A 20,034-nucleotide genomic window follows, 5' to 3' on the forward strand; every position below is an offset into this window, starting at 1 on the left:
CCGCTCGGCGCGGTCACTTGCGTGTCGGGCAGCGCCGCTATACTGTGCCGGGCCCCGCGCACACGTGCCCCGCGCGGGCGTTCGGGCGTGCGGCCGTCGCGCCCGCGCATCGAAAGCCGATCGTCAGGGTCGCGAGCGGACCTTTGTACAAATTCATTTTGAATGCACGCGTGCCCGTATAAACTCGACTCGTCGTAACGCGCCACGAGTCACTCGCAGGAAAATCCATGCCCGACCTCGTCATCGCAGCGCCGGACGCCCCGGTCGCGCCAACGCCGAAAGACACGCTCGGCTGCGCGGCAAGCCTGCTGTCGAAGGACATCGAGACGGCCGCCGGCGGCCTGAAGCTGCACCGCAAATGCATGCGCGAGGCGCACGTCGAGCATATCGACATGCCCGCATGCGATCGCGGCTTCCTGGTCGGCGTATCGCTGAACGGCGGCCACCGCCGCACGCTCTACGGGCGCGCGGGCGCGAGCGAGCGCCGGTTCCAGCAACACTCGATCTACATTCGCGACTTCTCGCGCCATTTCCGCGCCGACCTGTACGGTAATTTCGACTTCGTGCTGGTCGAGCTGCCGCCCGCGTATCTCGAACGCGTCGGCCGGGAGCATGGCGGCAGCGCGGTCGGCGGCCTGACCTCGCGGCCCGACGTGCGCGACCCGGTGCTCGGCCATCTCGCGCACGCCGTCGCCGACAGCCTCGACGCGCCCGGTCCGCTCGATGCGCTGTTCATCGAGCAGATCGGGCTGGCGATGGGCACCCATCTGCTGCGCCGCTACGGCGCTGCGCGCGTGCGCGACCTCGAGCGCAAGGGCGTGCTGTCGCCGGCAAAAGTGGCGCTCGCGAAGGAACTGCTGATGGAGAAGGCGAACCTCGGCGTGTCGATCGAGGAAGTCGCGAACGAATGCGACCTGTCGCGCGGCTATTTCATCCGCGCGTTCTCCCGCACCACCGGCCGCACGCCGCACCAGTGGCTGCTCGAACAGCGCGTGACGCGGGCGCGCCATCTGATCGAGACGTCCGACATGACGCTCGCCGAGATCGCCGCCGATTGCGGGTTCTCCGACCAGAGCCATCTGAACCGCGTGTTCCTGCGCGTGATCGGCCATCCGCCCGGCGCGTGGCGCCGCGCGCGCTCGCGCTGATCGCGTCGGCCTGGCAACGGCGTCGGCGCGCAGCGCGCCATGCGAGGCTCATGAAACAGTTCAACGTCGACAGCGTGGCCGAGCTGCTGCGCCTCGCGCCGTCGAAGCAGCGGGCCTGACGTTGCGCGAAGCCGTCAGGCGTGCGCGTCGCAGAATGCACGCGCACACCTCGCAACCCTCCTCCCACCCCGCCCCTGAATCGTCCTGAAGATCGCCCACGCCGCCGCTGCGCCCCACGCAGCCGACGCTAGAATGCGAACCGCATGCAACGCGACGTTGCGACACGCACGAGGGCGACCCGATGGACAAATTCTCCGCGCTGCGCGCGTTCGTTGAAGTGGCCGAAGCCGGCGGTTTCTCGAGCGCCGGACGGCGTCTCGAACTCGCCGCTTCGTCGGTGGTGCGCGCGGTGGACGCGCTCGAGGCATCGCTCGGCACGGTGCTGTTCAACCGCACGACCCGGCAGGTCACGCTGTCCGATGCCGGCGTCGTCTACTACGCGCGGGCGAAGCGCGTGCTGGAGGAACTGGCCGATGCGGATGCGCTCGTCGCCGACCGCGGCAGCGAGCCGTCCGGGCCGCTGCGCGTGTCGGTGCCGGTCGCCTACGGGCTGCGCCGCATCGCGCCGCACGTCGCGACGTTGCTCGCGCGCCATCCGAAGCTCGACATCGACCTGCAGCTCACCGACGAACGCGTCGACCTCGTGACGAGCCGGATCGACGTCGCGATCCGGCTCGGCGACGCGGCGCCGAGCGCAGACGTCGTCGCGCGCCCGCTCGGCACGTTCCGGCGCCACGTGGTCGCCAGCCCCGGCTACCTCGACGCGCACGGCACGCCGGCCACGCCCGGCGACCTGGTCGACCACGCGTGCCTGCGCTTTCACTTCGGCGTCGACCAGCAGGCGTGGACCTTCGTCGGCGCGCAGGGGACCACGCAGGTCGTCGTCGCCGGCCGGCTCAAATCGAATCACAGCGAAGTGCTGCGCGAAGCGGCGCTCGACGGCGCGGGCATCGCGCTGCTGCCCGACTGGCTGGTCGATGCGGACGTCGAGGCCGGCCGCCTGCGGCGTCTGTTCGACGACTACGACGTCACGCCCGGCGCCGCACGCGCGGTGATCACCGCGCTGTACCTGCCGAACCAGCGCGGCTCGAAGCGCGTCGCCGCGTTCATCGACTTCATCGCCGCGCTCGCCCGCGCGCCGGCATGACGCGTCACACGTCAGCCGTCACACGCGTCACCAGCCGAACTTCGCTTCCATGCCGACGTAGTCGGCATTGCGCGCGCCGAGCGCGCGAATCGACGAGCCGAGCTCGAAGTGCACGGCCTCGAGCGCGAGCGCGAGGTTCGCGTTGACCAGCCAGTCGACGCGCGCCTGCGCGTACATGCCGGTCCATGCCCCGCCCTTGCCCGCCGTGCCCGGCACGGCCGACATCCCCTGCCCGTAGATCGCGTCGGCCGTGGTCTGCCGCCACTGGAAGCCGACGGCCGTGAGCACCGTCACCGAGCTGGACGGCTTGAACGTCAGCGACGGCTTCACGTGGATCAGGTTGCTGTACCCCGTGTAACCGGCGAGCGTGAAGTAATAGCCGTTCGGAAACATCGGGTTGAACGTGCCGACGCGGTGGTCGCCCGGATGCGCGTCGCCCGACGCGCCGTCGACCTGGATGCCGACGCGCGGCGTGCCGGGCGTCTTCGCGAACGTATAGCCGCCCAGTGCGCCGAACGCCCACGCGCCGACCGTGTCCTGTCCGACGTGACCGGTCTGCAGCATCGCCTCGACGTCCCAGTCGAGCGAGTCGGCCTTGCCCGCGTAGCGCACGTCGAACACGTCGCGGCGCTCGGTGCCCGCCGCGTCGGCGAAGCGCGCGTTGTCGCGCGTATAGCGCGACCAGTACGCGGACAAGTCGCCGGGCCCCGTGCCGTTGCGCTCGACGCGCACGCCGTCGAAGCGCAGATGGCGGTTCGACACGTCGTCGAACGCCGCGTCGTCGCGGTACTGCACGGGCCGCGTCACATAGCCGATCAGCCGCCACTTGCCGATTTCATAATCGGCCCACAGGCCGTCGTAGGCCTGCCGCACGTTCGGACCGTCGCGCACCGACACGAAGCGCTGCAAGTCGAACGCCATCTCCTGCCGGCCGATGCGCGTCTTGATCGTGCCGGGCCCCACCTGATCGACGTACGCGACGAACGCCTGTTCGAGATCGAGCTGATCCTTGTCGACCGGGCCGACCGTGTTCTTGCCGAACGGCCGCGCGTCGACGAACTGCACGAACGCCTGCAGATGGCCGCGATAGCGCAGGTCCGCATGGACGTTCGCGCGCTGGATCACGTAGTTGTCGTCGTGCGCCGCGCCCAGCCCGAACAGCGGCGCGTTGTTCAGCTCGAAGCGCTCGCGCAGGCTCGCGCCGAGCGACAGGTAGGTCGACGGGTCGTCGCCGAGCGGCACGTATTTCAGCGAGTCGAACGGCTTGCGCGGCACGCACGGGTTCGCGAGCACCGACCAGTCTTCCTGCCAGCGGTTGAACAGCACGACGGGCCGCTTCGCGGTACACGTCGCAGCGGCCGCGGCTGCGGGTGTCGCAGGGGGCGTGGCGGCCGGTGCGGCCGCCGGGGCCGTCGCGTCTGCCGCTTCGGCGCCGGCCGCCGCGCCCGCGTGCAACGCGACGCCGCCCGCCAGCACGACGCACGGCAGCGCGCCGCGCCACGCTCGGTTCATCGGGCGGCGCACGGTTATTTCGTCCGCGCGTGGATCTCGGCGACGTAGCCGCCGGGGAACTGCACCAGCGCCGCCTCGCGGCCGTCCGATGCGAACGGCGGCACGAGCACGGTCACGCCGGCCGCTTCGGCCTTCTTCAGCGTCGCGGCGAGATCGGTCACTTCATAGCCGGTCATCTCGCGGCCGAACGGATAGGGCAGATGGCCGTCGGTCGCCAGCACGGTCATCTTGCCGAAGCCCGATTCGATCCGGATGCGGCGATACGTGTCGTTCGGCCGGCCGATCTCGACGCCCGGCGCATGGCGCACGTCCGACACGATCTTGCCGTGCGAGAACGCGACGAAGTCGCGCGCGAGCTTGCTCGCGCTTTGCGGCGACACGTACACGCGATTCTCCGGCACCGTCTGCAACGGGTCGTAGTTCGGCGCCTGCGTGTGCCAGTAGAGCTGCATGTTCACGCCGCCCGGCCAGCGGACGATCGCGTCGCGCCCGATCGGATCGGGGAACGTCGCGACGATGACGTCGGCGCCGTGCGCGCGCGCCGACTTCACCGCCACGTCGATGTCGCTGACCAGATAGCCGGTGCGCTCGTCGCAGAACGGATACGGGATCGGCGTCTTGAAGCCGAACACCGAGATCGTGCCGACCGGCGTCAGCACGAGTTGCGACATCGTCTGGCTCGGCGTCGGCGTGACCTGGAACACGCCCTGCTGCGATTTCTTGCCGCCGAAGGTCGCGACGAAGCTGTCGGTGAAGCGGTCGAAGTTTTCCGGCGCCACGCACACATGGGTCGTGTCGTACTGCGGGCCTACGGCGACGGCCGGCAGGCGCGTCGAGGCGGCCGGCGACGCGATGTCGTCGAGGTGGGTTTCGTCGGCATGGGCGGGCGCGCCGACCAGCAGCGCGGCGAGTACGGCCGACGCCGCGGCGGTCGAGCGCAGCATGCTGCGCAGATTCAGTGAACTCATCGGGTTTCTCCTTGATGGTGACGCGCGGGGCGTGGCGCCGCGCGCGGATTCGGATTCAGCGGGATGCGGGCCGCGCGTCGCGGCGGCCCGCGCGACAGGCAAGAAACACCAGCACCGCCAGCGGCAGCGCGAGCGCCCAGAACCCCGCATACAGATACGCGGTCGCACCGGCGCCCGCGCCGAGCGCAAAACCGGCGACCGGCGGCAGCGTGCGCCGCAAGCGCGCGCGGGCGGCTTCCCGCTCCGCGGGCGCGGCGATCGGCACGAGCCAGTCGAATGCGTCGATGACGGCCTGCGTGACGTTGCCGGTCATCACGGTGTTCGCCACCACCGAGCGCGCGGTCAGCCGGCCGTGGGCGTTCTGCACGCCCATCGCCGCGGCGCCGAGCAGCCCGCAGAGGATCGTCGCGGGCGCATCGGCGCTCGCGATCGGCGACGCCGCCACCCCGGCCAGCATGAAGCCGGTCAGCAGGATCGCCTGCATCGCATACAGCGAGCACGCGCGCGGGCCGTGGCCGCGCACGCGCATCCGGTGATCGAGCAGGCGGGCGGCGACGATCCCGGCGATGAACGCGGGAAACGCGAGCCACTTGATCACGAGGCCCTGCCCGACGCCCGCGATGCCGGAGCCGATCAGGATGAAGTTGCCGGTGACGTGCGCGGTGAACAGCCCGAACAGCGCGACGAAGCCGAGCGTGTCGACGTAGCCCGCGATCGACGCGAGCATCACGTCCTCGCCGGCCACGTGATCGGGCGCGCTCGCGCCGCTTGCCGCTAGCTGGCCGGCTGGCATGACGCACCTTCCTTCATGTTCTGCGGCGCGCGCATCGGCGCGGCCATCAAGGGAAGCGCGGGCTCGCCCGCGACGATGACGATGTCGAGCGGCCCGGCGGGCGGGAGCGACGACGGCACGAGCGACGGCACGCGCGCCAGGTGGTACGGCGGGCCGGCTGCGATGCCGGCTCCCAGCGAGATCAGATGAGGCATGGTCCGTTTCGGTTGCGGCGCACGGGCCGGCGCCGGGCGGCGTCCGATGCGTGCGGCGATCACGGAGCAGCCTAAGGAACGCCATCCTTAAAGTCATGGCGGCGAACTTAAATCTTCTGAATCCGGCGGCCGGCTCGCCTTGCTATTTTTCGACCGATAAGTGCAGAATGGGCGCCACTCAGGAGCCGATGGATGACCGAAACCAAGCGCAAAGCAGCGTCCCGCCCGAGCCGGACGGCGGCCGCCGAACCGGCCGCCACGCCGGGCCGCCGCCTCACGCCGGAGGCCCGCGAGCGGCAGATCGTCGAAAAGGCGGTCGAACACTTCGCGACGCACGGCTTTTCCGGCAGCACGCGCGAGCTGGCGCGGCAGATCGGCGTCACGCAGCCGTTGCTGTACCGCTACTTCCCGAGCAAGGAAGCGCTGATCGATCGCGTGTACGACGAGGTCTACACGTGGAATCCCGATTGGGAAAAACTGATCGCCGACCGGACGATTCCGCTGCAACAGCGGCTCGTCGCGTTCTATCGTTCGTACGCGCAGACGATCCTGCGGCGCGCATGGATCCGCACCTTCATCTTCGCCGGCCTGAGCCGCGAAGGGTTCAATACGCGCTATCTGTCGCGGCTGCGCGAGCGCGTGTTCCTGCCCGTGCTGCGCGAGCTGCGCCATGAATACGACATCCCGACGCCGGCGTCCGACGCGCAGCGCAATGCGGAGATCGAGCTGGTGTGGAGCCTGCACGCGAGCATCTTCTATCTCGGCGTGCGCAAATGGGTGTACGGGCTGCCGGTGCCCGACGACGTCGACGCCGAGATCGAGCGGCAGATCGACGCGTTCCTGAACGGCACGCCGGCCGCGCTGAAGCGCGTGGCGGCGGACACGCCGCCGACGACGACTACACCCGCCCCAACGCCCACGCCCGCGCCCACACCCACACCGCGCCGCAAGCGCGGGTAGCGCAAACCCCGCCCGCCGTCCGAGCGCTTCAGAACGATTCAACTCGCGCGCGCCCATCCTGCCCTAAGCTCGGTGCGATATCGGCGCTACGCCGCCGCGCGCGGCCGCCCGCCGTGCGCATGGATCTTCGTCGGGAGCACACATCATGGAACGCGCATCGGGCCGCAAGGCCGTCATCGTCGGCGGATCGGTCGGCGGCCTGTTCGCCGCGACCGCGCTACGCGCGCGCGGCTGGCACGTCCGCGTGTTCGAGCAATCGGCGCGCGAGCTCGACAGCCGCGGCGGCGGCATCGTGCTGCAACCGCCGATCGAGCGCGCGTTCGCGTTCGGCGGCGTCGCGCTGCCCGCCAACGCGGGCGTCGATTCGATCGAGCGCATCTACGTCGACGCGCAGGATCGCGTCGTGCAACGCCTGACCATGCCGCAAACGCAAACCGGATGGAACGTGATCTATACGGCGCTGAAGCACGCGCTGCCGGACGACGTGATCCATGCCGGCGACGCGTTCGAGCGGTTCCAGCAGGACGGCGACCGGGTCGTCGCGCAGTTCGCGAGCGGCCGCGTCGAGACGGCCGATCTGCTGATCGGCGCCGACGGCGCGCGCTCGACGGTGCGCGCGCAATTGCTGCCGGACGTGCGGCCCGCGTATGCCGGCTACGTCGCGTGGCGCGGGCTCGTCGACGAACACGCGCTGCCCGAGCAGGTGCTGTACCTGCTGCGCGAGCGCTTCACGTTCCAGCAAGGCGGCGCGCACCTGTTCCTGACCTATCTGGTGCCCGGCGCGGACGGTGCGATCGAACCCGGCAAGCGGCGCGTGAACTGGGTCTGGTATCGCCGTCTCGCGCCGGAGCGGCTGACGTCGCTGTTCCTGACCCGCGACGGCACGCAGCGCGACGGGTCGCTGCCGCCGGGCGCGATGCGCGACGACAACCGCGCCGAACTCGTGGACGCCGCCGACCGCATGCTCGCGCCGACGCTCGCCACGCTCGTCGACACGACACCGGCCCCGTTCGCGCAGGCGATCTACGATCTGGCCGTCGAGCGCATGGCGTTCGGCCGCACCGTGCTGCTCGGCGATGCCGCGTGCGTCGTGCGCCCGCACACCGCGGCGGGCGTCGCGAAGGCGGCGGACAACGCGGTCGCGCTCGCCGCGGCACTGCTCGACGTCGCGCCGGGCGCGGTGTTCGACGCCGCACTCGCGACCTGGGATGCCGATCAGCGCGCGGCGAGCGCGCTGGTGTCCGCGCGCGGCATCGCGCTCGGCGCGCGCTTGATGGGCGCCGCCTGAGCATGCGCGACCCGCGCCTCGCCCGTCGCAGCCGAGCCCGAGCCCATGCCCGCGACCGCACGCTCGGGCGTCGCGTCGTGCTGCGGATTCAACGCGGCGAGCACGCTGGCGCGTCCGCCGTCGTCGTCGGGCAATTGCGGCTGGCCGCGCGCGAACGCCGGTGCGACGGCGGCCGCGAGCGCTGCGGCGAGCGCCAGCGCCGTCACGCGCGCCACGACCACACGGGCCTTCACAACGCACTCCCCGTCGACCCGGACTGCGCCGCCGCGGCGCTCTGCGTGTGCTGCTCGCCATGCCCGAGCGCATACAGCTCGCGGTTGCGCTCGATCGTCGGCGCGCTCGGCGGGTAATCCCAGCGCGACGTCGGCACCGTGCCGTCACGCTGGGCCTGGACCAATTCGGCGAGCACGTCGGCGCGGGTCAGGCCCGCCGAGGCGCTCTGGGCGAACGCGGCCACCGGCGTGCCGATGGTGAGCGCGAGCAAGGCGGCTGCAATCATCCTGCGGTTCATGATGGAACTCCCGGAAACGATTCGATGAAGACGCATCGTCGATGCGCCGCCGGCACGAGCCCCGATGCGACTCGCTGCCTGACGTCTTCATTCTGGCGATCGCGGTGCACGCGACGCTGACCGGAACATGACAAATTCGTCATCCGCCGCCGCCGCACGCGGATGACGGTTTCGTAATCTTCGCGACAGGCTCGGGTCAACGCCGCGCCGGCAGACTGCATGCTCGCCGCATCGAACGCGGCATCCGTGCCCTGCTTCGAGGAACAACATCATGTGGATCGTCCGGCTCGCATTGCGCAGGCCCTATACGTTCGTCGTGCTCGCGCTGCTGATCTTCATCGCGGGGCCGCTTGCGCTGCTGCGCATGCCGACCGACATCTTTCCGAACATCGACATCCCGGTCGTCAGCATCGTCTGGTCGTACAACGGCTTCTCCGCCGAAGACATGGCCAAGCGCATCACGTCGAACTACGAGCGCGCGCTCACGTCCGACGTCGACGACATCGAGCACATCGAATCGCAGTCGCTGAACGGCGTGTCGGTCGTGAAGGTGTTCTTCCACCCCGGCGCGGACATCAATCGCGCGATCGCGGAAGCCGCCAGCAACGCCGCGTCGATCCTGCGCATCCTGCCGCCCGGCACGCTGCCGCCGAACATCATCACGTACAACGCGTCGACGGTGCCGATCCTGCAGCTCGGGCTGTCGAGCGACACGCTCGCCGAACAGCAGCTGTACGACCTCGGCAACAGCTTCATCCGCACGCAGCTCGCAACCGTCCAGGGCGCGGCCGTGCCGCTGCCGTACGGCGGCAAGATCCGCCAGATCGTCGTCGATCTCGACACGCGCGCGCTGCAGGCGAAGGGGCTCGCGCCGATCGACGTGGTGAACGCGATCAACGCGCAGAACCTGATCCTGCCGGGCGGCACCGCGAAGATCGGCACGCACGAGTACGACGTGCAGCTGAACGGCAGCACGCAGACGGTGGTCGCGCTGAACGACCTGCCGGTGAAGACGATCGGCGGCAGCGTCGTCTATGTGCGCGACGTCGCCCACGTGCGCGACGGCTACGCGCCGCAGACCAACATCGTGCGCGCCGACGGCAAGCGCGCGGCGCTGCTGACCGTCGAGAAGACCGGCGGCGCATCGACGCTGACGATCATCGACCAGGTGAAGGCGATGCTGCCGAAGATCGCGGCCGGGCTGCCGAAGGCGCTGCACATTGCGGCGCTCGACGACCAGTCGGTGTTCGTGAAGTCCGCGATCCAGGGCGTCGTGCGCGAGGCGCTGATCGCCGCGTGCCTGACCGCGCTGATGATCCTGCTGTTCCTCGGCAGCTGGCGCGCGACGCTGATCATCGCGGTGTCGATTCCGCTCGCGGTGCTGACGTCGCTGCTCGCGCTCGGCGCGCTCGGCCAGACCATCAACATCATGACGCTCGGCGGGCTCGCGCTGGCGGTCGGCATACTCGTCGACGACGCGACCGTCGCGATCGAGAACATCACGCATCACCTCGAACGCGGCGAGCCGCTCGAGGACGCGATCCTCACCGGCGCCGGCGAGATCGCAGTGCCGACCTTCGTGTCGACGCTGTCGATCTGCATCGTGTTCGTGCCGATGTTCCTGTTGACGGGCGTCGCGCGCTACCTGTTCGTGCCGATGGCCGAGGCGGTGATCTTCGCGATGGTCGCGTCGTACTTCTTCTCGCGCACGCTGGTGCCGACGCTCGCGATGGTGCTGATGCGCGCGAAGGGCCAGGGCCGCCCGCCGCGCGGCGTGTTCGCGCGTATCGCCGGCCTGCAGGCCGCGTTCGAACGCCGCTTCGACGCGATCCGGCTCGGCTATCGCGCGCTGCTCGCCGCGGCGATCGCGCACCGGCGCCGCTTCGCGGCCGCGTTCGTGCTGGCGTGCGTGGCGTCCACGGGCCTGTTCGCGTTCGCCGGCCAGGACTTCTTCCCGGCGATCGACACCGGCGAGATCCGCCTGCATCTGCGCGCGCCGACCGGCACGCGGATCGAGCAGACCGCACGGCTGACCGACGAAGTCGAGGCCAAGGTGCGCAGCGTGATTCCGGCGCGCGAACTGGCCGGCATGCTCGACAACATCGGCGTGCCGGTGAGCGGGATCAACCTCACCTACGACTCGTCCGACCCGATCGGCACCGAGGACGCCGACGTGATGATCACGCTGAAGCCGGGCCACGCGCCGACCGCCGCGTACGTCGCCCGGCTGCGCAACCTGCTCGCGCAGTCGTTCCCCGGCGTGACGTTCGCGTTCCTGCCGGCCGACATCGTGAGCCAGATCCTCAATTTCGGGCTGCCCGCGCCGGTCGATATCCAGATCGTCGGCAACAAGCTGGATCAGAACCGCGCGGTCGCGAACGCGCTGCTCGCGAAACTGCGCGGCGTGCGCGGTTTGGTCGACGCGCGCATCCAGCAGCCCGGCGACGAGCCGGCGATCGACGTGAACGTGGACCGCACCAAGGCGATCGAGGCCGGGCTCCAGCAGCGCGACGTCGCGCAGAACCTGTTGATCGCGCTGTCCGGCAGCTCGCAGACGACGCCGAACTTCTGGCTCGATCCGCGCAACGGCGTGAGCTACCCGGTGCTCGTGCAGACGCCGCAGTACACGATCGATTCGCTGCAGGCGCTCGCGAACGTGCCGTTGCCGACCAGCGGCACGCCGGCGCCGCAGCGCCCGGCCGGCGGCCCGGCGGCCGGTGCGCCCGCGCAAAACCTGCTCGGCACGCTCGGCAGCTTCTCGCGCACGACGCAGCAGGCGGTCGTGTCGCACTACAACGTGCAGCCGGTGCTCGACATCTTCGCGTCGGTGCAGGGGCGCGACCTCGGCGCGGTCACGGCCGACGTGACGAAGCTCGTCGACGACGCGCGCGCGCAGCTGCCGCCCGGCTCGTCGATCGTGCTGCGCGGTCAGGTGCAGGCGATGCACGAGTCGTTCGCCGGGCTGCTCGGCGGTCTCGCGCTCGCGATCGCGCTGGTCTACCTGCTGATGGTCGTCAATTTCCAGTCGTGGCTCGATCCGCTCGTGATCGTCGGCGGCCTGCCGGCGTCGCTGGCCGGCATCGCGTGGATGCTGTTCGTGACGCGCACGACGCTGTCGGTGCCGGCGTTGACCGGGACGATCCTGTGCATCGGCATCGCGACCGCGAACAGCATCCTCGTCGTCAATGCGGCGCGCGAGCTGCTCGCCGGCGGCGCATCGCCGTGGCAGGCCGCGCTCGACGCCGGCTTCAGCCGCTTCCGTCCGGTCGTGATGACCGCGCTCGCGATGCTGATCGGGATGCTGCCGATGGCGCTCGGCCTCGGCGACGGCGGCGAGCAGAACGCGCCGCTCGGCCGCGCGGTGATCGGCGGGCTCGCGTTCGGCACGCTGTCGACGCTGCTGTTCGTGCCCGTCGTGTTCGGCTTCGTGCACGCGTGGCTCGAGCGGCGTCGCGACGCGGCGCGCGCGCGTCGTGCGTCCGATATGCCCAGTGCGCCCGGTGCGCCCGATACGCCGGCGCTGCGTTGAGCGCGGACGGCCGCTCCTTCATCCCTCGACTCGCCCCGACCCCGGACCCATCATGAACGACTCGATCGAACCCGTCGCCCCGCCGCCGGCTGGCGAAGCCGGCACTTCAACCGCCGCGATTGCGACGCCAGCGACGTCTGCTACGCGCGCCACCTCGGCCACGTCTGCTACGTCCGCCACGTATGCCACGCCCACCGCCACGCCCACCGCCACACCCTATGCAGCACCCGACGCGCCGCCCGCCCGCGGCGGCCGCAAGCTGGCCGTGCCGCTCGCCGGCATCGCACTGGCGGCCGCGCTGCTCGCGATCGGCATCGTGCCGCGCCTCGACGCGCGCGCCGCGCAGCGTGCGCAGGTGGCCGCGCAGCAGGTGCTGCCGGTATCGGTGATCGTGCCGGGCGCGGCGCCGGCCGACCAGACGCTGACGCTGCCGGGTGCGGTGATGCCGTACGAGGAGGCGTCGATCTATGCGCGTACGAGCGGCTACATCGCGCACTGGAGCGCCGATCTCGGCGCGCACGTGAAGGCCGGCCAGCCGCTCGCGCAGATCGCCGCGCCCGACCTCGACGCGCAGTTGCGCCAGGCGCGCGCCGACGCGGCCACCGCGCAGGCGAACTACGACTATGCGAAATCGACCGCGCAGCGCTGGCAGCAGATGCTCGCGACGCAGTCGGTGTCGCAGCAGGACGCCGACACGAAGACCGCCGACATGAACGCCAAGCGCGCGATGCTCGCCTCCGCGCAGGCCAATGTCGCGCACCTCGCCGAACTGGTGTCGTACGAGTCGGTCACCGCGCCGTTCGACGGCGTGATCACCGCGCGCGACGTCGACGTCGGCACGCTCGTCACCGCGGGCGGCACGCCGGGCAGTGCGGGGCTGTCCGGCGAACTGTTCCATCTCGAGCAGACCGACACGCTGCGCGTGTTCGTCGACGTGCCGCAGGACAGCGCGACCGGCATCACGACCGGCACGCAGGTCTACCTGAGCACGCAGCAGTATCCGGGGCGCCGCTTCGCCGCGCGCGTCACGCGCACCGCCGGGGCGATCGATCCGGTCACGCGCACGCTGCGCGTCGAGATCGACGTCGACAACCGCGACGGCGCGCTGCTGCCCGGCGCGTATGCGCAAGCGCATCTCGTCGTGCCGAGCGCGGCGCCCGCGCTCGAATTGCCGGTCAGCGCGCTGCTGTTCCGTCCGGACGGCGTGACGGTCGCGACCGTCGACGCGCACGGACGCACCGCGCTGAAAACCGTGCAGATCGGCCGCGATTTCGGCACGCGGGTCGAGATCGTCGCGGGGCTCGCGCCGACCGATCGCGTGATCGACAACCCGGGCGATGCGATCGCCGCGGGGGAAGCCGTGAAGATCGTGGCCCGCGCGGGTTCGGCAGTTGGCGCACCGGTTGCCCCACCCGCTGGCGCGTCGGTTGCGTCATCCGTTGCCGCGCCGCTTGCCGCATCGTCCGCGCACGCCGTGCCGTCCCGGCCCACGACCGCCGCGTCACCGGCGTCTGCGTCGACATCGACACCGACCCACAGCTGATTCATCGACGACCACCCACGAGATGCCTGCCATGCGCCTTCTTCGTCATCCGCTCCCGTTTGCCCGGCGCATCGTCGCGCTCGGGGCCGCCGCCGCCCCACCGCCATCTGCGTCGACATCGACACCGACCCAAAGCTGATTCATCGACGACAACCCGCGAGACACCTGCCATGCGCCTTCTTCGTCATCCGCTCCCGTTTGCCCGGCGCATCGTCGCGCTCGGCGTCGCCGCCGCGCTGAGCGCGTGCTCGACGCTGCCGCCGTACGCGCCGCCGTCCGTCGCCGTGCCCGCCCGTTACGCGGGCGCCCCGGCCGCCGCAGCGGCCCAGGCCGGCTGGCACGTCGCGGTGCCGGCCGACGCCGCCGCGCGCGGCGCGTGGTGGACCGTGTTCGGCGACGCCGACCTGAACGCGCTCGAAGCCCGCGTCGACGTGTCGAACCAGACGGTGAAGAAAGCCGTCGCCGATCTGCAGCAGGCGCGCGCGATGGTCGATTACCAGCACGCCGGCTTCCTGCCGACGCTCACCGCGGGCGCCGCGCAAAGCCGCGCGCGCGTGTCGCAGAACCGGCTCGGCTCGTCGCTCGCCGGCAAGACCACGCCCGACTATCAGGCCGGCGTCGCCGCGAGCTGGGAGCCCGACGTGTTCGGCCGCGTGCGCGACGCGGTGGCCGGCGCGCAGGCCGATGCGGCCGCGAGCGCGGCCGACCTGCAGGCGGTGAAGCTGTCGGTGACCGCCGAACTCGCGACCGACTATTTCGCGCTGCGCTCGCTCGATACGCAGAAGCAGTTGCTCGACGACACGGTGCGCGCGTACGCCGACGCACTCACGCTGTTGCAGCAGCAGTTGGCGGCCGGTGCGATCGACGCGTCGGCGGTCGCGCAAGCCGACACGCAGCTCGAAGCGACGCGCACGCAGGACACCGACATCGACGCAGCGCGCGCGCAGCTCCAGCATGCGATCGCGACGCTCGTCGGCGAGAGCGCGTCGACCTTCGCGCTGCCGCCGCGCGTGACGCCGTTCGCGGTGCCGGCCATTCCGGCCGGCGTGCCGTCGCAGCTGCTCGAACGGCGGCCCGACATCGCGGCGGCGGAACGCCGCGTCGCGGCCGCGAACGCGCAGATCGGCGAGGCGCGCGCCGCGTTCTTCCCCGATCTCGTGCTGTCCGCGAGCGCCGGCCTCGAAAGCTCGTTCTTCGCGCCGTGGCTCACCGCGCCGAGCCTGTTCTGGTCGATCGGCCCGCAGCTCGCCGGCACGCTGTTCGACGGCGGACGCCGCAGCGCGTCGCTGCGCGGCGCGCACGCGCAATACGACGGCGCGGTCGCCGGCTATCGGCAAACGGTGCTGGTCGCGTTCCAGCAGGTCGAGGATCAACTGTCGACGATCGCCGCGCTCGCGTCCGAAGCGCGCAGCCAGCAGCGCGCGACCGACGCGGCCGACCTGTCGCTGCGGCTCACGACGAACCGCTTCAACGCGGGCGCGGTCAGCTATCTGGACGTGGTCACCGCCCAGACGATCGCGCTGACGAACCGCCGCACGGCCGACCAGATCGACGCGCGCCGCATGGAAGCCGAAGTCGGCTTGCTGAAGGCGCTGGGCGGCGGCTGGCAAGGCGCCGCGGGCCGCGACGCAGACGCGGCGGCCGGCGCGCAACCGGCGCCGTCAGCGGCGACGAACGACCGCGCGGCCGTCACGCCGGCGGCGGCGGGTTGAACGTGAGGATGAAACGCGTGCCGCGCGCATCGCTCTCGACGCGCACGCTGCCGCCGTGCAGCTCCATCACCGAGCGCACGATCGCGAGGCCGAGCCCGGCCGTGCCGCCCGGCGCACCGCCGCTGCGCGCGGGGTCGCCGCGCACGAACCGGTCGAAGATCCGCGGCAGCAGCGCCGGGTCGATCGGCTCGCCCGGATTCGCGACGACGACCTGCACGGCGTCCGCCGTTTCGTCGACCGCCAGCGTGATCACGCCGCCGGCCGGCGTGTAGCGCAGCGCGTTGGCGAGCAGGTTGCCGATCGCGCGGCGGAACAGCTCGACGTCGGCCGTCAGCCGGCCGTGCCCTTCGACGCGCAGCGTCGAGCCCGCTTCGTCGGCGAGCCCCTCGAAGTATTCGGCGATGCGATCGAGTTCGTCGCGCACGTCGAACGCGCGTTGCCGCGTGACGAAGCTCGGGTGCTCGGCGCGCGCGAGAAACAGCACGTTGTCGATCATCCGCGCGAGACGGTCGTATTCCTCGAGGTTCGATTCGAGCAGCGCCTGGTATTCGTCGGCCGAGCGCGGCCGCGCGAGCGCGACTTCCGTTGCGCCGCGCATGTTGTTCAGCGGCGTACGCAGGTCGTGCGCGAGATCCGCGCTGAACTGCGACAGGTGCGCGAACGCCTGCTGCAGGCGCGCGAGCATCGCGTTCTGCGCGTCGACCAGCGCGCGCAACTCGTGCGGCGCGCGCGACGCGTCGAGCCGCGTGTCGAGCTTGTCGACCGTGATCCGGCCGGTGTTCGCGACGATCTCGCGCAGCGGCGCAAGCGCCGTGCGGATCAGCCAGTAGCCGAACAGCAGCGCGAACAGCGCGCCTGCCGCTCCCGCAACCTTCAGCCGGTCTCGGTAGCCGTCGAGCAGCTGCGCGCGGTCGTGCATATTGCGCGCGATCGCGATGCGGATCGGCGTGTGATCGCCGAGCGCCGCGGCGATCACGACGCCGCGCATCGGCGTGCCGCCGTCGACCGTCCATGTCTGCAGCCGCTCGGCCGTGATCCGTTCGTTGTCGGGCACCGGCACAGCGCGGGGCGCCAGCAGCTGCGCGTCGGTCGGTGCGCCCGGCGCGTCGTAGAGCGCCGCGTCGGGTGCGCTCAGCCGGACGTTGTGGCGCACCAGCACGTCGCCGTTGGCGTCGAGGACCACCATCGACAGCGCCTCGTTGCCGAGCACCTGACTCGTCAGACGCTCCGCGTGCGCGCGCACCGCGTCGAGCGATTCGAGCTCGCCCGCGAGCCGGCGCGTGTGGCGCGCGGCCAGCACGATGTCGAGATCGTCCTGCGTGTTCACCTGCCGCTCGAGGCCCATGTACACGTACGCGCCGACGAGCGCGAACGCGGCGAGCGTGGTCGCGGCGAACGCGAGCGCGAGCGTCGCCGACAGCGATCGCAAGCGTGTCACGCGTCGTCCTTCGGTTCGAGCACGTAGCCGACGCCGCGCACCGTATGGATCAGCTTCACCGGGAAGGCATCGTCGATCTTCGCGCGCAGCCGCCGGATCGCGACTTCGACGACGTTGGTGTCGCTGTCGAAATTCATGTCCCAGACGTAGGACGCGATCTGCGTGCGGCTCAGTACCTCGCCCTGCCGGCGCGCGAGCAGTTGCAGCAGCGAGAATTCGCGCGGCGTCAGGTCGATCCGCACGGCGCCGCGCTTCACGCGGCGGCGCACCACGTCGATCTCCAGATCGCCGACCGCCAGATGCTCGGTTTCGCGCGGCGGGCCGCGACGCGCGAGCGTGCGGATGCGGGCCAGCAGCTCGACGAAGGCGAACGGCTTCACGAGGTAATCGTCGGCGCCGAGTTCGAGCCCATGCACGCGGTCCTGCACGTCGTCGCGCGCGGTCAGGAACAGCACCGGCGTGGTGTGCGTGTCGCGCAGCCGCTTGAGCACGCCCCAGCCGTCGAGCACCGGCAGCATCACGTCGAGCACGATCACGTCGTAGCGCTCCTCCTGCGCGAGCATCAGCCCTTCACCGCCGTCTTTGGCGAGATCGACGCTGAATCCGGACTCCTCCAGACCCTTCTTCAGGTACGCGCCCGTCTTCGGTTCGTCTTCGACTATCAGGATGCGCATCGCCGGCTCCGTCGCATGGGGAAAGATGCGGCGATGTTACCGGGAAACGGCGATGGCGAGACGTTCCGTGCATGCGTCGGCAGCGTCGATGACGAAACTGTAATGTGCCGGTCATCATCGCGTTCGGCGGCGATCGCGGCACGCGGCACATGGCGTGCGGCATGCGGTCGGCCCGGCGGCGAGCTGGGCACCGCCGCGATGCCGTCTGCGCGTCGGCGCCCGGACGCGCGTTACACCATCGCCTGGCTGACGAGCGCGTACAGCCCGCAGTCCGGATCGTGCGGCGCGCCGTGCGCCGCGGCAGGCGCGTTGCGGACCATCTTCGAGCAGGTGTCCACGCGCTTCAAGCCCTGCGCATGGAGCCAGTCGGGCAGGCAGGTGCCGGACGGCACGTCGATGCGAACGAATTCGCCGTCGCGCGCGCGCAGCCAGTGCGCGATCAGCGCCTTCGCATGCGCATCGTCGGGCGAACGCGGCGCGACGACCGGGCCGATCACGTGGCCGCGGCCGAAGCGGCGCAGCACCGCAAAGCCGGCGATCTCGCCGCCGCGCTCCAGCACGACGCCTTCGCCGCGCGCGAGCAACGCGGCCAGCAGCGCGGCGCGCCCGAGCCCGGACGCGCGCGTGTCGAGCGCCACCAGGCAATCCAGGTCGCCCGGCGTAGCGGCCCGCAGGCGCTCGCCGCCGGCGAGCGTCACCGACGCAGGCCGCTCGACGTTGCCTTGAAACTGATCCAGCGAGCCGCACACGGCGAAGCCGAGCTTTTCGTAAAGCGGCTGGCCGGCCGGCGTCGCGTGCAGGAAGGTGATGCGCGGCCCGAGCTCGTCGAGCACGATCTCCATCAGCGCGCGCCCGATGCCGCGCCCCTGGTGCTCGGACGACACGATCACGTGTCCGAGCGCAGCGCGATCCGCGCCGTACTTCCAGCACATCGCCGTACCGATGACCACGCCGTCCTCCTCGGCGACGAACGCGGTCGACGTGTCGGCGGAGAACTGCCAGTCTTCGGCCCGGAACGGCCAGCGCAGCGCCACCGACAGCGCGTGGGCCGCGCTCACGTCGGCGGCGGTGAAGCGTCGATAGTGCAGCGCCGTCGCCGGCGCGGCAGCGTTGGTCGCGTGTTCGTGTGTCATCGGGCGATCCCTCTTGTGTCGTGTGTCGAGCCGGCACGGACGACGGCCCGCGCCTGTGTTGCCGTATCGCCGGCGACATCGCGCGGCGTGTTCGCAGCGGTCACTATAGGAACAGACGTGTTTGCTGTGGCTAACGCACGCTTAAGCGTTCGTTAGCCGCCGTTTAATACGGCGCGTTCGAAGCCGCGCACCGTCACGCCGCGCGCGCGAAATACCGCTGCGCCAGCGACACCCAGTAGCGCACGCCGGCCGGAATGATGTCGTCGTTGAAATCGTATTTCGGGTGATGCAGCGCCGGCGCCGCGTCACCGTCCGCCGCGTTGCCGATCAGCACGTACGCGCCGGGCCGCTCCTCGAGCATGAAGCCGAAGTCTTCGGACGTCATGTTCGGCGGCACCTCGCGGCGCAGGCGCTGCTCGCCGAAGGTGTCGCGAATCACCGCCTCGCACAGGGCCGTCTCGGCCGGCGTATTCACCGTCGCCGGGTAGTACTGAAAGAACTCGACGTCCGCGCGCGCGCCGCTCGCGCCGGCCAGCGCCTCGCACATGAGCCGGACGTCGCGCTGCAACTGCTGCTGCAACGCGGACGACAGCGTGCGGATCGTGCCGCGCAGCTCGGCGCTGTCGGGAATGACGTTGTCCGTGGTGCCGGCCTGGAACATGCAGACGGAGATCACGGCCGGGTCCACCGGGTCCTTGTGCCTTGCGGCGATCGTCTGGCACTGCAACACCATCGCGCAGGCGAGCGGGACGGGATCGATGCCGAGATGCGGTTGCGCCGCGTGCGCGCCCTTGCCGGTCACCGTGATGCGGAACCGCGAGCCGGCGGCCATGATCGGGCCGGTGCGCAACCCGAAGTGCCCGGCCGGCAGGCCGGGCCAGTTGTGCATGCCGAACACCGCTTCGGTCGGAAACTGCTCGAACAGGCCGTCGTCGATCATCTTGCGCGCGCCCGCGCCGCCTTCCTCGCCCGGCTGAAACACGAAGTGGACGCTGCCGGCCAGCTGCGGCAGCTCCCGGAGCACGCGCGCGGCGCCGAGCAACATCACCGTATGACCGTCATGCCCGCAGGCGTGCATCACGCCGTGCGTGCACGACGCATGCGCGAAGTCGTTGGCTTCGCGAATCGGCAACGCGTCGAGGTCGGCGCGCAGCACGATGCCGCGGCGCGGGTCGGTGCCGGGCAGGCTCGCGACCACGCCGGTGCCGCCGAGCCCGCGCGACACCGCGTAGCCGAGCGCCGCGAGTTCGCGGGCCACGACGTCGGCGGTCCGGTGCTCGTCGAATCGCAATTCGGGATGCGCATGCAGGTCGCGGCGCAAGCTCGCCCAGTGGGCACGATGCGCGCTCAGCGACGCTTCGGAAAGAATGGCGTGTTCCAAGTTCGACACCTTCGATGATGGACGGTCGGGATTGTGCATCGCC

The 20,034-nt window shown here is 70.9% G+C and carries 17 protein-coding genes; 7 read left to right on the plus strand and 10 right to left on the minus strand.

Translation table 11 applies throughout. The annotated features are described in order from the left end of the window. Nucleotides 1-227 precede the first annotated feature (227 nt). A complete protein-coding gene (locus tag EX20_RS11495; RefSeq protein WP_011880448.1) occupies nt 228-1,148 on the plus strand; it encodes a helix-turn-helix domain-containing protein in 921 nt (306 codons plus the stop codon). 301 nt (nt 1,149-1,449) lie between these two features. Beyond that, nucleotides 1,450-2,355 carry a LysR family transcriptional regulator gene (locus EX20_RS11500; RefSeq protein WP_034193613.1) on the plus strand — a complete coding sequence of 302 codons (906 nt, stop codon included), beginning with the start codon at nt 1,450-1,452 and terminating at the stop codon, nt 2,353-2,355. A 27-nt stretch (nt 2,356-2,382) separates the two neighbouring features. Here EX20_RS11500 and EX20_RS11505 read toward each other — a convergent pair whose 3' ends face one another. The 4 genes from EX20_RS11505 to EX20_RS11520 are packed head-to-tail and all read right to left on the minus strand — an operon-like array spanning nt 2,383 to nt 5,822. Further along, nucleotides 2,383-3,867, minus strand: a complete 1,485-nt coding sequence (locus EX20_RS11505) for an alginate export family protein (RefSeq protein WP_034193671.1) — start codon at nt 3,865-3,867, stop codon at nt 2,383-2,385. Nucleotides 3,868-3,881: 14 nt separating this feature from the next. After that, entirely contained in the window at nt 3,882-4,835 is a 954-nt protein-coding gene (locus EX20_RS11510; RefSeq protein ID WP_034193614.1) for a VOC family protein, read from the minus strand. Nucleotides 4,836-4,890: 55 nt separating this feature from the next. Beyond that, nucleotides 4,891-5,628 (minus strand): YoaK family protein, encoded by a 738-nt coding sequence (locus EX20_RS11515; RefSeq protein WP_034193615.1) that lies wholly within the window; start codon nt 5,626-5,628, stop codon nt 4,891-4,893. Then, complete coding sequence (locus EX20_RS11520; RefSeq protein WP_051974428.1) at nt 5,610-5,822, minus strand: hypothetical protein; 213 nt, start codon at nt 5,820-5,822, stop codon at nt 5,610-5,612. The genes EX20_RS11515 and EX20_RS11520 overlap by 19 nt, the downstream gene beginning before the upstream one ends. 192 nt (nt 5,823-6,014) lie before the next feature. Here EX20_RS11520 and EX20_RS11525 point away from each other — a divergent pair, with 192 nt between their 5' ends. Both EX20_RS11525 and EX20_RS11530 read left to right on the plus strand, forming a co-directional pair. Next, the gene (locus EX20_RS11525; RefSeq protein ID WP_034193617.1) at nt 6,015-6,782 is read left to right on the plus strand and encodes a TetR/AcrR family transcriptional regulator; all 768 of its coding nucleotides are present in this window, start codon (nt 6,015-6,017) and stop codon (nt 6,780-6,782) included. A gap of 145 nt (nt 6,783-6,927) precedes the next feature. Next, nucleotides 6,928-8,070, plus strand: coding sequence for an FAD binding domain-containing protein (locus tag EX20_RS11530; RefSeq protein WP_034193618.1), 1,143 nt, complete (start codon nt 6,928-6,930; stop codon nt 8,068-8,070). Here the strand turns inward: EX20_RS11530 and EX20_RS11535 are convergent. Next, nucleotides 7,998-8,303, minus strand: a complete 306-nt coding sequence (locus EX20_RS11535) for a hypothetical protein (RefSeq protein WP_034193619.1) — start codon at nt 8,301-8,303, stop codon at nt 7,998-8,000. The two genes, EX20_RS11530 and EX20_RS11535, sit on opposite strands and share 73 nt — an antisense overlap. Next, on the minus strand, nt 8,300-8,581 hold the full coding sequence (locus tag EX20_RS11540) for a DUF4148 domain-containing protein (RefSeq protein WP_034193620.1): 282 nt from the start codon (nt 8,579-8,581) through the stop codon (nt 8,300-8,302). The genes EX20_RS11535 and EX20_RS11540 overlap by 4 nt, the downstream gene beginning before the upstream one ends. Nucleotides 8,582-8,852: 271 nt before the next feature. Here EX20_RS11540 and EX20_RS11545 point away from each other — a divergent pair, with 271 nt between their 5' ends. From EX20_RS11545 to EX20_RS11555, 3 genes are all read left to right on the plus strand, one after another. Beyond that, complete coding sequence (locus tag EX20_RS11545; RefSeq protein ID WP_034193621.1) at nt 8,853-12,110, plus strand: efflux RND transporter permease subunit; 3,258 nt, start codon at nt 8,853-8,855, stop codon at nt 12,108-12,110. Nucleotides 12,111-12,162: 52 nt separating this feature from the next. Next, a complete protein-coding gene (locus EX20_RS11550) occupies nt 12,163-13,653 on the plus strand; it encodes an efflux RND transporter periplasmic adaptor subunit (protein WP_034193622.1) in 1,491 nt (496 codons plus the stop codon). A gap of 170 nt (nt 13,654-13,823) precedes the next feature. Next, a complete protein-coding gene (locus tag EX20_RS11555) occupies nt 13,824-15,365 on the plus strand; it encodes an efflux transporter outer membrane subunit (protein ID WP_034193623.1) in 1,542 nt (513 codons plus the stop codon). Here EX20_RS11555 and EX20_RS11560 read toward each other — a convergent pair. The 4 genes from EX20_RS11560 to EX20_RS11575 all read right to left on the minus strand — a co-directional run bounded on the left by EX20_RS11560 (nt 15,343) and on the right by EX20_RS11575 (nt 20,030). After that, nucleotides 15,343-16,803, minus strand: coding sequence for a heavy metal sensor histidine kinase (locus EX20_RS11560; protein WP_034193624.1), 1,461 nt, complete (start codon nt 16,801-16,803; stop codon nt 15,343-15,345). The genes EX20_RS11555 and EX20_RS11560 overlap by 23 nt on opposite strands. Then, nucleotides 16,800-17,477 carry a heavy metal response regulator transcription factor gene (locus tag EX20_RS11565; RefSeq protein WP_011880461.1) on the minus strand — a complete coding sequence of 226 codons (678 nt, stop codon included), beginning with the start codon at nt 17,475-17,477 and terminating at the stop codon, nt 16,800-16,802. The genes EX20_RS11560 and EX20_RS11565 overlap by 4 nt, the downstream gene beginning before the upstream one ends. A 230-nt stretch (nt 17,478-17,707) precedes the next feature. After that, the gene (locus EX20_RS11570) at nt 17,708-18,610 is read right to left on the minus strand and encodes a GNAT family N-acetyltransferase (RefSeq protein WP_034193625.1); all 903 of its coding nucleotides are present in this window, start codon (nt 18,608-18,610) and stop codon (nt 17,708-17,710) included. A 193-nt stretch (nt 18,611-18,803) separates the two neighbouring features. Continuing rightward, a complete protein-coding gene (locus EX20_RS11575) occupies nt 18,804-20,030 on the minus strand; it encodes a M20 aminoacylase family protein (RefSeq protein ID WP_371464616.1) in 1,227 nt (408 codons plus the stop codon). Between the last annotated feature and the right edge of the window lie 4 nt (nt 20,031-20,034).

This window comes from Burkholderia sp. WP42 (assembly GCF_000745665.1).
Classification (GTDB): domain Bacteria; phylum Pseudomonadota; class Gammaproteobacteria; order Burkholderiales; family Burkholderiaceae; genus Burkholderia; species Burkholderia vietnamiensis.